The sequence below is a fragment of the Sphingomonas sp. AP28 genome (assembly GCF_056680455.1).
This window is the reverse complement of the sequence record NZ_CM155283.1, coordinates 410152-424004: the sequence shown is the minus strand read 5'-3', so window position 1 is coordinate 424004 and position 13853 is coordinate 410152. Positions and strand designations below refer to the sequence as shown.

10 protein-coding genes are annotated in these 13853 nt (G+C 66.5%); 6 read left to right on the top strand and 4 right to left on the bottom strand.

Annotated elements, in window-relative coordinates:
- Positions 1-31: 31 nt before the first annotated feature.
- From AC1MH0_RS01780 to AC1MH0_RS01765, 4 genes are all read right to left on the bottom strand, one after another.
- The gene (locus AC1MH0_RS01780; protein WP_480965805.1) at positions 32-568 is read right to left on the bottom strand and encodes an RNA polymerase sigma factor; all 537 of its coding nucleotides are present in this window, start codon (positions 566-568) and stop codon (positions 32-34) included.
- A gap of 126 nt (positions 569-694) precedes the next feature.
- Positions 695-991: a hypothetical protein gene (locus AC1MH0_RS01775; RefSeq protein WP_480964440.1), complete on the bottom strand. Its 297-nt coding sequence runs from the start codon at positions 989-991 to the stop codon at positions 695-697.
- Positions 982-2157 carry a glycosyltransferase gene (locus tag AC1MH0_RS01770; RefSeq protein WP_480964439.1) on the bottom strand — a complete coding sequence of 392 codons (1176 nt, stop codon included), beginning with the start codon at positions 2155-2157 and terminating at the stop codon, positions 982-984. Before AC1MH0_RS01770 ends, AC1MH0_RS01775 begins: the two co-directional genes overlap by 10 nt.
- Positions 2144-2923 (bottom strand): DUF2334 domain-containing protein, encoded by a 780-nt coding sequence (locus AC1MH0_RS01765; RefSeq protein ID WP_480964438.1) that lies wholly within the window; start codon positions 2921-2923, stop codon positions 2144-2146. The genes AC1MH0_RS01770 and AC1MH0_RS01765 overlap by 14 nt, the downstream gene beginning before the upstream one ends.
- A 248-nt stretch (positions 2924-3171) precedes the next feature.
- Here AC1MH0_RS01765 and AC1MH0_RS01760 point away from each other — a divergent pair, with 248 nt between their 5' ends.
- The 6 genes from AC1MH0_RS01760 (at position 3172) to AC1MH0_RS01735 (ending at position 13782) form a co-directional block, all read left to right on the top strand.
- Positions 3172-4095, top strand: coding sequence for a hypothetical protein (locus tag AC1MH0_RS01760; protein ID WP_480964437.1), 924 nt, complete (start codon positions 3172-3174; stop codon positions 4093-4095).
- Complete coding sequence (locus tag AC1MH0_RS01755; RefSeq protein ID WP_480964436.1) at positions 4092-4598, top strand: DUF2141 domain-containing protein; 507 nt, start codon at positions 4092-4094, stop codon at positions 4596-4598. The genes AC1MH0_RS01760 and AC1MH0_RS01755 overlap by 4 nt, the downstream gene beginning before the upstream one ends.
- A 99-nt stretch (positions 4599-4697) precedes the next feature.
- Positions 4698-5735 (top strand): endonuclease/exonuclease/phosphatase family protein, encoded by a 1038-nt coding sequence (locus AC1MH0_RS01750; RefSeq protein ID WP_480964435.1) that lies wholly within the window; start codon positions 4698-4700, stop codon positions 5733-5735.
- Positions 5736-5830: 95 nt separating this feature from the next.
- On the top strand, positions 5831-8200 hold the full coding sequence (locus AC1MH0_RS01745; protein WP_480964434.1) for a glycoside hydrolase family 84 protein: 2370 nt from the start codon (positions 5831-5833) through the stop codon (positions 8198-8200).
- Positions 8201-8611: 411 nt separating this feature from the next.
- Positions 8612-10387: a putative bifunctional diguanylate cyclase/phosphodiesterase gene (locus AC1MH0_RS01740; RefSeq protein ID WP_480964433.1), complete on the top strand. Its 1776-nt coding sequence runs from the start codon at positions 8612-8614 to the stop codon at positions 10385-10387.
- Positions 10388-11010: 623 nt separating this feature from the next.
- Positions 11011-13782 carry a DUF3857 domain-containing protein gene (locus AC1MH0_RS01735; protein ID WP_480964432.1) on the top strand — a complete coding sequence of 924 codons (2772 nt, stop codon included), beginning with the start codon at positions 11011-11013 and terminating at the stop codon, positions 13780-13782.
- Positions 13783-13853 lie beyond the last annotated feature (71 nt).

Here is a 13853-nt window from a genome sequence, read left to right as displayed (position 1 = left end):
GCGCGGATCAAACCGCACCCCGTTCGCTAAATCATTCATCGAGCGCCTTTCTCAGATGCCTGAGGGCGACGGCGATGTGTTTCTCGACTGCGCTGCGCGAGATGCCGAGTTCGGCGGCGATGTCGGCATGGGACGCCCCGTCGATACGGTGCCGACGAAATACGCGCATCGCACCCTCGGGCGGTCCGGACAGCGCAGCGGCCAGACGGTCGAACCGTTCACGGCTGGCGGCCGCGTCGAACGCGGACGGCGCGTCGTCGACCGCCTCCGCACCGACGATCGAGGTCGTCGCGTCGACATAGCCGGTGTCGCGGCGCTGGCGACGGCCGTTCGCACGGACGCGGTCGAGCACGATGTTCATGCCGACGCGGTGCAGATACGCGAGCGGATTGGCGATCGGTCCCGTCGCCTGTGCCGGTGACGGCTGCGCGGTGTGGAGCCAGATTTCCTGCACGACGTCCTCGGCTTCCGCGACGCTGCCCGTGCGCCCGGTGAAGAACCGGACGAGCCGGCCACGATTGGCCGCGAGTACGGCAGAAAGACCTTCGGACTGGTGCGAAGGCGGTATCGTATCGGGGTCGGCTACGGCATTCCTCCGAGGCTCATCGTCTCTGGCAAGGCGTATTGCTCCTGCCCGCCCCGGATGTCGCCCCGAAAAATGCGACCGACGGTGTCCGCGCGTCGGATCAGTGCGTCAGGATACCGAGCGGTTCAGCACGGTTGCGGCACGGTCGCACAGGCAGATCGCTCCCGCGGCGAGGGCGAGGACCGCGGAGGCCGGAATGGCAAGGTAGAACAGCGGACAGGCCCAGGCGGAACGCGGGTGTGCGAGCGCGTCGGCCAAGCGTCCGTCGCCGCGAAAATCACACGGTGGCAACGGCGTATTGGACGGCGCGACTGTCGCAGCCGGGGCCGGGGCCGGGGCCGGGGCCGGGTCATGATCCGAAACATGTATCGGTTGCAGGGCGAAGCGGGTCGCGGTCATCGACATGATCCTTCTCTCCTCACCAGGTCCTCGTTCACGTATAGTGCGAGCAGGGCGTCGAAATGATCGTCCATCGTGCGAACCGGGGTTACCGCGCGTGGCCTGCGGCTCGCGCGGGCGACCGACAGGATCGCCTCGGACGCTGCCTGCGCATCGCTGGAGCGATACAGCACGCCGCCGGATTTCCGCGCGAGATCGGCGGCACCGCCCCGGTCGGGTGCGATCAGCGGCAGCCCGGAGGCGATCGCCTCGGCGGCAACGAAGCAGAACGTCTCCGCCTCGCAACCGTGGATGAGGGCATCCGCGCTTGCCATCATCCGCGCCAGCGCCGCGCGATCGGTGGTCGGCTCGAGCAGGCGGACATGCGGATTGCCGTCGATCGCGTCGATCACCGGCCGTTGCCGCGATCCGCCGCCGACGATGACCAGCCCTACCGGCATCTGGGCGCCGGCGATCGTCGCAGCCTGCGCCACCATCGGCCAGCGCTTTTCGGGCGCATGCCGTCCGACCCCGATCAACAGCACCGCATTCTCGGGCAAGCCGCACAGCGCCAGCATCTCGCGCCGGACGGTGGCATCGCGCAACGAGGGCGAGAACTGGCCCGGCTCGACACCCATCGGGTCGGTCAGCACCTTTTGCAGGCCACCCTCGCGCAGTCGCTCGCTCAGGCTATCGCTCGCGCTGACGACCATGTCGAAGCGCCGATCGAGGCGGCGCAGGTGCCGCCAGTACCAATCGAATGCTTGATCGATGGTCTGAGTCGATGCGACGCCGCCAAACCAGCGATAGGCGTAGGCGGCCAGCGGATCGGCATGCGCGATCAGCGCGAGGCGTGCCCTGGCGCCGCGGTCGCTCTTCCAGTCGGCGACCATCGACGCGCTGCGCCAGGGCGACGAGACCTCGACGAGGTCGGGGTCTTCTTCGTCCAGCACCGCATGCAGTGCGGCTCGGTCGGAAAAATAGCGGTAGGAGCGGTCGAGCGGGAACCGTGGCGCGCGCACCCAGCGGATCCGGGCGTGCGGCCCGCGCCGTTCCTCGCCATCGCGCTCGCCGGGTGCGACGACCACCATCTCGTGCCCGCGCTCCGCAAAGGCGACGAGCTTGCGATCGACATAGGTCCGGACGCCACCACCGCTGGGCGTGTAGAAGGCGCAGACATCAACGATCTTCACGACGGCCCTCCCCCTCTGGTAGCAGATCCGCGTAACGGGCGACCATGCGGCGGTCCGCCAGGCACCGGATCGTCCGGTCGATACTGGTCATCAGAGACTCCTTCGTGACGTCGCCGGGATGGACCGCGACGCGCAGGGTCGGCAGCCAGCCCGGCAGGGTGCGCGCCGCCGCGGCGACCGCGAGCGAACTGGCGGTGCGGGCGGGCGAGCGACTCGCCCAGGTGACGACCGGACCGCGCGCGACGATCGCGTCGGTCGCGGGCCGCCAGACGCGGAAATGATCCTCCGCCAGCGCGAAATCGCAGGCCTTGAGCGCCGCCATCGCGCCGGGGCCGTACAGCCAGGCGGGCGCGATGAAGCCTGCGACTGGCCTGCCGATCGCCTGTTCGACCAAGTCGCGGCCGGCGCGCATCCGATGTTCCGCCTCGTCCGCGTCGAGGCCGAGAAACTCGCCCTCGCCCGCGGTCATGTAGCGCGCCTTCAGCGAGGCGCCCGTGCTGCGGTGCGCGCTGGTATCGCGGTGGAACCAGCCGTGGAGGAACATCTCGACCCCCGCATCGGCCCATTGCCGCAACCGCCGCGCGAACGCCGGCGCCTGGTCGAGCGGCGCCGCGCCCCAGTGATCGGGGACGACCAGCATCGCGAACCGCGGACCGCCGAGGATCCCCCCGATCATTTCCGCCAGCCGCTCCACGGGTTCGGCAAACGCCGGAGAGACGTCGTGGATCGAGACGATGAGGCGGCGGTCCGGCGATGGGGCACGCACGGCCTTTGCCGGGGCGTTCACGACTGAGGTCCGGGCAGCTGGGGCACACACATGCCCCGGAGACGGCACCACGCGATCCGAACCGCAGTCCGCCGGATTATTTTTTCGCGCGGACTGTTTCGGGCTGCGGATGCCGCGATGCGGTGACGTCCAGGGCCCATGACATATCCCGGCTCCCCCGCCGTCGCGGCATCGCTGCGTCATGGAAATCCGCTCGCCGCCCCGATCGCCGTACGGCGGGCGGTGGCATGAGCAAGGCCCTCGACCGGATCGCCCTGCCCGCCCCCACGCTACCGCTCAAGACGATCGAGGTCCGCAAGGGTATAGTCGCCCGCGGCCTGACGCCGCTGTTGTCCGCGGCGATCCTGATCGCAGCGCTGTGGCAGCTGCGCTATCTCGACGTACGCGGCGTTATCGCGATGGTGCCGCGGTCGCCGCTGTTCTGGCTGCTGTTCGCCGCCGGCTATCTCGCGCTGCCGGCAAGCGAGTGGGTGATCTATCGCCGGCTGTGGAACCTGCCCCCACGCGGTTTCCTCGCCTTGCTGCGCAAGCGGATCAGCAACGAGATCATCGCTGGCTATTCCGGTGAACTGTACTTCTATGCCTGGGCGCGGCGGCATGCGGCTCTGGTCGCGACGCCATTCGGCGCGATCAAGGACGTGTCGATCCTGTCCGCGGTCGTCGCCAACGTCTGCACGCTGGCGCTCGCCGCGGTCAGCTGGCAGTCGCTGGTCGCGCTGAACCTCGGCACCGACGCCAAGGTGATGATCGTCTCCGCCGCCTGCATCGCGCTGCCCTCGATCGTCGCGCTCGTGATGCGCAAGCGGCTGTTCACGCTGCCCCGCGACGAACTCGCCCGGATCGCGGTCATCCACCTGTTGCGGATCGTCGCGACGACGGTGTTCGCCGCCGCGCTCTGGGCGGTCGCGCTGCCCGCCGCACCGCTCGCGTGGTGGCTGGTGCTGGCGACGCTGCGCCTGCTCGTCTCGCGCCTGCCGCTGTTGCCGAACAAGGACATCGTTTTTGCCGGCCTCGTCGCCTTCACCGTCGGACAAGCCTCCAACGTCGCGGCGATGCTGACGATGGTCGCCGCGCTCTGGCTGGTCACGCACCTGTTGCTCGGCGCCGCGCTGACCGCGGTCGAACTTCTTAATCCGGAGCATAATCAATGATCGTCGCCCTCCTGGCGCTGGCCGCGATGCAGATCGCGTCGACCCCTGCGCTGGGGACCGCGGCGGCGCAGTGCCGACCGCACGAGACGGGACCCGCGATCGTCGTGACGGTCGAGGGACTGAAGGATCGCGCGGGCAACCTGCGCGCCGAAGTCTATCCTGCGGTCGAAGGCGAGTTCCTGGCCGACGACAACGTGCTGGTGGCGCAGGGCAAGACGTTCCGCCGCGCGGTGATCCCGGTGCCGGCGTCGGGCCCGGCGCGGCTGTGCCTGCGGGTTCCGGGCGAGGGTGCGTATGCGCTCAGCGTCGTCCATGCCCGCAGCGGCGGTCACGGGTTCAGCCTGCTCCACGACGGGATCGGTTTTGCCGGTAACCCGCGGCTCGGCCATTCCAAACCGAGCGCGGAGGCGGCGCGGGTCGTCGCGCATGCCGGAATCACGCCGACGACGGTGGTGATGAACTACCGAAGCGGGCTGTTCTCGTTCGCGCCGCTGAAGCGCTGACACCGACCAAGACACCGCAGACGAACGAAGTTTTCTCGAGAGGTGGGGTTTCGGTCGAGCCGTGGCGTCACCCACGCAACTACAGGAATTGGATCGCCAATGGTTTCGCGTCGTCTCGGTCGTCTCGGTCGTCTTGCCGTCTGTCTCGGGCTACTCGTAGCAATCACGTCGCCAGCAGCGGCTGAGCGGCCGGAAACGACGGTGTCGATCATGACCTACAACGTCCACGGCCTGCCCTGGCCAATCGCAGAGGACCGGACGGCGTCGTTGTCGGCGATCGCCGCGCAGCTCCGCGCGATGCGGGCTGCGGGGCACCAACCGCGGATCGTCGCGTTGCAGGAGGCGTTCGTGCCCGATGCCAAGGCGATCGGTGCCGCGGCCGGCTACCGCTACGTCGCGTTCGGAGCCTCCGCCGACGACGCCGCGACCGCCGCGACCCCGAACGACCGGGATTTCGTCGCGGAAGGCAGCATGTTGCGCGGGGAGCAGGTCGGCAAGCATGTCGACAGCGGGCTCGCGATCTTCTCCGACTATCCGATCCTGGCGGTCCGACGGGTCAGCTACCCGGTATGCGCAGGTTATGACTGCCTCGCCAACAAGGGTGCGATGGCGGCGATGATCGCGGTTCCGGGCCGGGCGGGCCCGGTCACCGTGATCGACACGCACCTGAACTCGAACGGGGCGACCGGCGTATCCGAGCCTCGTGCGCTCTATGCCTATAAACGGCAGATCGACGTGCTCAGCGCATTCATCGGCTCGATGGAACGCCCGCATGAGACGCTGTTGGTGGCGGGAGACTTCAACGTCGGGCAGGACGTCGCGCGAAGGGCGTATTTCGCACGGCACATGTTCGGCGGTGCGATGCCGCTGACGGGTGGCGAGCAGCGGTGCCGGTCGACTCCTAGCTGCCTGGTGACGCAACGCGCGGACGTCGCGACCTCGACGGGGCGTGCCAAGGACTGGCTGATGTACCGCGCCTCCGATGCGCTGTCGGTAAAGCCGGTTGCGTTGAGCGCGCCGTTCGGACGCGCAGGCGACAACAGCATGCTGTCCGATCATATCGGCGTGATGGTCAGTTACCAGCTTGACGGGTTCGCCGTCCGCCCGAAGATGGCGGCGATGCTTGCCAGCCGCTGAGGGGGCGGAAGCGCCCGATTTGCGCGCGGGTTGAAGTCGTCCGGCGTCTACCCTAGTTCGGGTTTCATAATACCATTATGATACCGGAGACGAGCATGACGCGACATACGGGCAAGTTCGGCCTCGTCCCCTCCCTCATGGCTGTCGCGGGGCTGTCTAGTCTGGCATCGGGGTCGGCTTCGGCGGAACCGGTCACCATGCCCGCGCTGTTCCCCGCTCCCGCGTCGATCGAACTGGGATCGGGAAGGATCGCGCTAGGGCGTACGGTATCGCTGATCGCAGCGCCCGGCGTCGACGCCGAGACGGTCGCGCTCGTCCGAAGCATCCTCACGGCATCCGGTGTCCAGACCGTCACGAGCGCGCGACGATTGCCGTCCGCCGTCGACGGTACGTATATCGTGCTGGGGCTATCGACCGCGCCGATCGTCCGCGACGCGCTAGCCCGCAGTCGCGCGGTGGCCGATGACCATGCCGAGGGCTACACGATCGCGAGCCTGGCCTCGGCGTCGGGCGGGGTCGTCACGCTGGCGGGTCACGACGTGGACGGCCTGTTCCATGCCGCCCAGACGTTTCGCCAGCTTGCCCGGCGGTCGACGATTCCGGCACTGGTGATCCAGGATCATCCGGCGATGCCGATCCGGGGCACGATCGAGGGATTCTACGGCGCGCCGTGGTCGATGGCGGACCGCACCAGGCATCTCGACTTCCTCGCCACGGTCAAGGCGAACACCTATGTCTACAGCCCGAAGGACGATCCGTATGCGCGCGATCGCTGGCGGGAGGCGTATCCGGCCGCGACGCTGAAGGCGCTGGGGACGCTCGCGACGACGGCGCGGCGGAACCATGTCGACTTCGTCTACGCGGTGTCGCCGGGGCCGTCGGTCTGCTTCTCCGACCCTGCGGACGTGCAGGCGCTGGAACGCAAGTTCGACGCGATGCGATCGATCGGCGTCGGCAGCTTTTATGTCGCGCTCGACGACATCGAATACACCAAGTGGAACTGCGAGAAAGACAAGGCGGCGTTCGGTCCATCGGGCGCGGAGGCGGCTGGCATCGCGCAGTCGCAATTGCTGAATGCGGTGCAGGCCAACCTTGCCGCCAAGGACCCTTCGGCGCGTGCGCTGATCATGGTGCCGACCGAATATTACGACGCGAAGGAGACGCCGTACAAGGCGGCGCTGCGCAAGCATCTCGACCCGCGAATCGTCGTGCAGTGGACCGGCACCGACGTCGTGCCGCCGGCGATCTCGATCCCTGACGCCAAGGCGGCGACCAAGGCGTTCGGTCGCAAGACTCTGTTGTGGGACAATTATCCGGTCAACGACTATGCGCAGACCACCGGCCGGCTGCTGATGGCGCCCTATACGCGGCGCGAGGCGGGCCTGTCGGGCGAGCTGACCGGGATCCTGTCGAACCCGATGAACCAGGAGGCGCCCAGCCGCCCGGCGGTGACCGGCGTCGCCGCGTTCGGCTGGAACGACAAGGGGTATGATGCGCAACGGACGTGGCATTTCGCGGCGCGGGAACTGGCGGGCGGCGACGAGCGCGCAACCGCGGCGCTGTTGACGTTCTTCGATACGCAGCACATGGCACCGACCTTCGGCAGCCAGCCCTGGCAGGAGCAGGCGCCGCGCTTGAAGGCGATGCTGGACGGCGTGCGGGAGGTGCTGGCCGGGGGCGACGGAGCTGCACGGCGCCGAGCGATCGCGGACCTGACCGCGCGTGCCGACGAGATCGCGAATGCGCCCGACATCATCCGGTCCGGGACCATCGACCCCGGTTTCGCGGCGCAGTCGCGGCCGTGGCTGGACGCAATGCAGCGATGGGGGCGTGCGCTGCAGTTGACGGCGGCCGGACTCGACGCGGCGGACCGCGGAAGCAGCGCTGCGGGACGGTATTTCGCGGATGCCAAGCGATTGGCCGCCGAAGCCGCGGCGATCCAGAGCATTCCAGGTGCCACGCGGTTCGACGGGCCGATAAAGATCGCGGACGGCGTGCTCGACCGGTTCGTCGCGGACGCACCGACGCTGATCGCGTTCAATCGTACCGGGGGTGATGCCTCCGCTGCCGCGCGGTCACTGGCGCGTGCGATAGGGAACGGCGCGACCTTCGCAGGTTTCGATCGTTCCGACTGGATGGATGGCCACGACCCGTCGTACGATCGCTCGATCGCCGAAGCCCGCTGGCTGACGCTTACCCAAGAGACGCTGCCAGCGGTCGCCCGCCGGCGTCGCTGGCCGGTCGAGGCGAATCACTGCTTCCAGCGGATCTTCCTCGACAATGCCTGCGGCGGCGTGTGGTACGACAGGATCACCCGCCGCCCCGCATACGCCCACGCCGACCGCGCGCTATTGGATCGCGCCATCGCGCTGGCGGAGGCGGCGCTGGCGGGCGGGGTCGACCTTCACGATCTGAACCGACGTTCGCTTGCTTGGCGGCGGCGGGCCGCGGCGATCGGAGGTTAGCCGGCGCTGCGGAAGAAGCATCGGCCACGTAGCGGCTCGATCGCGTCGGCAAAAGTGATAAGGCGGCGTCTGATCGCTAGCGTCGCCGAACAGGACGACCGGGACGATCGCGTCGCCAAGGCGACGAGAATGCGCGAGGTTGCATCGTCCGAGACGTCAGGCGAGGCGCGAGTCACGTGCGGCGTATCGTCTCGAACTCGACTACGGGTGCAATCAAAATGCCAAACTGCCGAGAGTTCAACGATCGCATGGCCGCTCCCCCGCCAGCAGAATAGTTGCTGACAGACGCTAATCCAGACTTAACCGGGTCGAGCCCGCGTAGCCATTAAGAACTCATGTTTAATTTATCTGGTTTGATTTAGATCAAACCATTAAGGTTTTTATTATAGAGGCGAACGTGAAAGGAATCGTGTGCGCGATCATCACGAAGAAGCCCGGTTGGACGCTCTGTACCAGCTGAAGCTGCTCGACACGCCGGCGAGCGAAGGATTCGATCGCATTACTCGGATGGCCAGCCAGATCTTCGGGCTGCCAGTGGCGGCGGTGTCGCTGACCGATCGAGACCGACAATGGTTCAAGTCGCGGGTCGGCGTCGAGCATCGCGGCATCCCGCGCGACAAAGCACCATGCGCCCAGGTCGCCGAATCGACCAGGCCTCTCGTCATAGAAGATTTTCAGGCAGACCCCTGCTACGCCGACAGCGTCCTCGGACGAGCCGGCACGCGATTTTACGCTGGTGCGCCTTTGATAACCAGTGACGGCTTCGGGCTCGGATCGCTGTGCGTCCTAGGCACCGAACCACGCAAGGCCACCGAAGCGGAACTTGCCGCGCTGGTCGACCTGGCCGCAATGGTGATGGCGCAGATTGAATTACAGCACGCGTTCGGCAGAATCGATCCAGTCACCGGCATGCCGACCCGGAACCAGTTTCGCGAAGACCTGATGGACTTGGAGCGCGACCATCCGGGCGAGCATCGCTTCGCAGTGGTGGTCGACATGGCGCGCGACGACCAGATCAGTCGGATCACGCGGGCGCTGGGCGTCGCCCGCGTCGACGACTTCATCCGCGAGGCGTCGCAGTCGTTGCGCGTGGCATTGGGGCCGGGGCGGATCGCGTACCAAGTCGGCAGTGCGCAATTTGCGTTCATATCGCCGCCGGGTGTCGAGGAGCTTGCCTATGTGACTTTGCTCAAGACGAGCTTCGAAGCGATGCATGCTACGTCGTCGGTACGCTTCGTCACGAACGTCGCGATCGGCGTCCGGTCTTTCGTCATCGGTAGCGTTTCGGCGGACGACGTGCTCAGGGGCGCGGCGAGCGCGGCGCAGGATGCACGCAACACGGATGGTGCTATCGCGCTGCATTCGCCGGCCAACGACATCGCGCACCGCCGCCAATACGGCCTGTTGCAGGATTTCGGCGCGGCGCTCGAAGCGGGCGACCAGTTGCGGATGGTGTACCAGCCACGGGTCGAACTTGCGACCGGGCGATGCCTTGGCGCGGAGGCGTTGCTACGCTGGCGGCATCCTCGACTGGGCGAGGTATCGCCGGCCGAGTTCATCCCGATCATCGAGGAAACGTCGCTGGCGCGGGCAACGACGCAGTGGGTGATCGACGCGGCGATGGACCAGATGGTAAATTGGGATCTTGCCGCGATCGCGCCGGTCCTGTCGGTGAATATCTCCGCTGCCAACCTAGGCGAGTCGGACCTGATCGACCGAATTCAGCCGGCGTTGTTCGAGCGCGACCTGCGGCCCGAGCGACTGGAGATCGAGCTGACCGAAAGCGCGATCATGGATCAGCCCGACCAGGCACTGGCGATGCTGCGCGAACTGGCCGGAGCAGGTATCTGTCTTGCGATCGACGATTTCGGGACAGGACATAGCAGCCTTGCGTATCTCCAGCGCCTGCCGGCACGGATCGTGAAGATCGACCAAGCCTTCATGCGCAACCTGACGGAAGCGGCAGGGCCCGATTTTGTCCTCGTCGAGACGATGATCGGGCTCGCGCACAAACTTGGATACCGAGTAGTGGCCGAGGGGGTCGAGACCGGCAAGGCCGCCGCAATCCTAGCGCAGCTTGGTTGCGAAGAGGCGCAGGGATTCTGGTTTGCGCGCCCGATGGAAGCCGCACAATTTGCAACCTGGATTGCCGAGCGCCAGGCGGCGGTCGAGATCGAGCACGTTTGATCTTCCCCCAACCTCGATCCTCGTCTCAAGTCTTCCGGATGAGGAAATCGCGCAACATCGCAGCAATGTCGGCATGGTGCGTTTCAAGCGAAGAAGCCACCGACCACATTCGCCAACGCAGTCGACGAAGGGTCGCTCGGCGCGGCTGAGTGTCACCGTAACCGGTCTGCGGCCAGCGTCCCGCGGGCGGTCATCTTTGCTTGGCGGAAGACTTCGCGGCGGGCCGCCTTGTCACGGTTCCGAGAGCATTCGAACCCCCGCCGCAATCGGCGCATATGGTATATCATCCGTATCGAGGAAGCCGCGGCGTCGTTCGGGCCTTCATCAACCATGCCGTACCGGCGCTGCGGGCCGAACATCGGCGGATCACGGCGACTATCGCCGCGATCGGCGGACCGCCGGCATCCGCAAAGATCTTTCCGCCCGCGCGATGGCGAGCTGGCGGGCTGATCATCTCTTCGATGATAAGGCGGGCGATGGCCGGGGCGGTCGAGTACTATTTGCGGTCATGGATTACCGATTTCTCTGGGCTTGCGGACGAATTTGCCGATATCGTTCGCGTGGGGATTATTGGGGGCCGAATTGTGCGGAGTGTAGTGGTTGCAGCGGTGTCGCTGGGGTGCATGGCGACGTCTGCGGCGCAGGCGAGCGACGTTCCTTTGTATCAGGCCGCGCCCAGCTGGGTCATTCCGGCCGTGATGCCGGACGCTGCGAAGACGGGCGGCGATACGCCGACGCTGGTGATCTTCGATACCCAACAACGCATCGAGGACGGGCGGCTATGGTCCTATATGGACGTCGCGTCGCACATCACGTCGCCGGAGATGCTGGCGCAGGCCACGTCGCTTACCCTGCCTTGGGCACCGGACAAGGGCGACATCATCGTCCATGAACTGGCCATCTGGCGCGGGAGCCAGCGTATCGACCTCTTGGCAAACGGTCAGAAGTTTACCGTCTTGCGACGCGAACAGGCGCTCGAACAGCGCGAATTAACCGGTATCCTGACGGCAACGCTCGCGGTCGAGGGTCTCCAGGTTGGCGATACCCTGCGGCTGCGGGCGTCGACGACATCCAAGGACGTCGCGTTGGGTGGGCGCGTGCAGAACGTCGTGCCGATGATCGCCCTGCCCGCTCGCGTCACCTTTGCCCGCGCTCGCATATCGTGGCCGACCGCGACGCCACCGCGCTGGAAGCTCGAGGCCGACGGTGTCAAGGCCGTGCCGATCCGCGACGGGCAATATACCGTGCTCGACCTCGCCCTACCCGCGCCAAAGCCGGTCGAGATGCCGCAGGATGCGCCAAGCCGTTTCCGGCATCCGCCGATGATCGAATTCGCGACCTTCTCAGATTGGGCGGACGTCTCGAAGACCTTCGCGCCGCTCTATGGCGCGGAGGCCAACACCGTCGCGCCCGGCTCACCGCTGAGGACCGAGGTCGACGCGATCATGAAGGCGGATGCGACGCCAATCGGCAGGGCCGAACGCGCGCTTGAGCTTGTGCAGGACAAGATTCGCTACCTTGCCGTCGGGATGGACGGCGGGAACTATGTTCCGCAGAAACCCGCGCGAACGTGGGAGGTTCGCTACGGCGACTGCAAGGCGAAGACGGTGCTGTTGCTGGCTATGCTGCGGGCAATGGGCATCGATGCGGAGCCTGTCCTCGCCGCGGTCGGAACGGGGGACTTCGTCGCCGAAAGGCTGCCGAGCGCGGCGGCTTTCAATCACGTCTTCGTGAAGGCGACGATCGGCGGGCAGACGCTGTGGCTCGACGGGACGGGTGCCGGTTCTAGGCTTGCGGATATCCACGACACGCCGGATGTCGGCTATGTCCTGCCGATCCGCGCCGATGGCGCATCGCTCCTCAGGATCGCGGCGCACGCGAACGCGCGCCCGGTCATCGACCTGACCGTCGAAGCGGACGAAACCGCCAGCGTCGACCTGCCCAGTGCATTCGAGGCTACGGCGATCGTTCACGGGCGACCGGCAGCGATGCTGACGATGGCCAAGACCCAGTTGGGCGAGAAGGAGCAACGCGACGCTGTCAGTCAGTTTCTGCAAGGCTTCCTGGGCGAGGGGCAATTTGTCGACACGTCGATCACGTCCGACCCGATCACCGGTGCGGTCACGCTGAAGGCCCGCGGCGCCACAAGCACGATCTGGACGACCGACGATCGTCGTCGCAAGCGCATGGTCGACCGGCTCATTAATCAGGTCAATTTCGATCCCGACCGTAGCAAGGCGACCTGGGCATCCGTCCCTGTCGTCGTCAACCAACCGGACGGCATGCGCTATCGCTTGCGATTGCGCCTTCCCGAGGGAGCACGAGCCTTCACGCTGGAGGGGGAACCCGATCTCAAGGCGAACATCGCCGGGTATGATATCGTTCGTAGCGCAGCCCTTGAAAACGGGACTTTCACGCTCGACGAGCGCATCGACACCGTCGGCGGCGAGATCGCGGTCGCGCGTATCCCGGCGGAGCGCGATGCGCTGGCGACCGCGAAAGCCCGCGCCCCCCGTATCGTCGCCTCCGCCGACACCCGGCGCCGGTGGGACATCATGGCCAGCGATCCCCCTGGCGCTACGCAGTTGAAGGCGGTCGAGGCGATCTTTGCAAAGGCTATCGCCAACGATCCCGAGGAGGTCAGCGGGTATGCCAGCCGCGCGTCGCTTAGGAGCGGCGTGGGTGATCGCCGCGGCGCCGTCGCCGACCTGACGCAGGCGATCGCGATCGCTCCGACGATCGACCTCTATCTGCAGCGATCGACGGAATCACACGAATTGGGTGACATGGCGGCGGCGCTCAAAGACGCGGAAGCCGCGCGTGCCCTGGACCCGTCGTCGGAACAAGCGATTGGTCAGCTCAGCGACCTGAAGGCGGAAGGCGGTGACATGACCGGAGCGCTGGCATTGCTGGATCAGCGCATTGCGCTGGGCGGCAGCATGCGCAACGCGTTTCGCGAAGCAAAGGCGAGCTTGCTCGGCGAGTATGGCGACGTCACCGCGGCACTCACCCTGTACGACAGCCTGATCGCGGAAAAGCCGGGTTCGCCTTCGCTGATGAACGAGCGATGCTGGGCCAAAGGAACCCGCATGGTCATGATCGAGAGCGCGCTCAAAGACTGTACGACGGCGATCGAGCTCAGCACCGACACGAGTGGTCCGCTCGATAGCCGGGCGCTGGTCTGGTATCGGCTCGGAAAATACGAGCAGGCTTTGGCCGATCTCGACGCGGTGCTGGCATCGACGCCCAATCAGGCGGAAAGCCATTTCATGCGCGGGATCGTGTTGGCGAAATCGAACCGGACGCCTGAAGCGAAGAAGGAATTCGCGATTGCACGGCGGCTACTACCGAGCGTCGACAGGCGGTATGCGCGCTACGGCATCAAGACGGACTGACCATTGGTATCGGGCAGCCCTTAACTGGGCGCTCAGCCTATTGATTGGCGACAACGGTGAACGGTGCTGGG

Excerpts from the sequence above, each read along its gene's own strand:
- AC1MH0_RS01750 (WP_480964435.1), top strand. The coding sequence starts at position 4,698 with ATGGTTTCGCGTCGTCTCGGTCGTCTCGGTCGTCTTGCCGTCTGTCTC.
- AC1MH0_RS01745 (WP_480964434.1), top strand. The coding sequence starts at position 5,831 with ATGACGCGACATACGGGCAAGTTCGGCCTCGTCCCCTCCCTCATGGCT.
- AC1MH0_RS01760 (WP_480964437.1), top strand. The coding sequence starts at position 3,172 with ATGAGCAAGGCCCTCGACCGGATCGCCCTGCCCGCCCCCACGCTACCG.
- AC1MH0_RS01755 (WP_480964436.1), top strand. The coding sequence starts at position 4,092 with ATGATCGTCGCCCTCCTGGCGCTGGCCGCGATGCAGATCGCGTCGACC.
- AC1MH0_RS01735 (WP_480964432.1), top strand. The coding sequence starts at position 11,011 with ATGGCGACGTCTGCGGCGCAGGCGAGCGACGTTCCTTTGTATCAGGCC.
- AC1MH0_RS01775 (WP_480964440.1), bottom strand. The coding sequence starts at position 991 with ATGTCGATGACCGCGACCCGCTTCGCCCTGCAACCGATACATGTTTCG.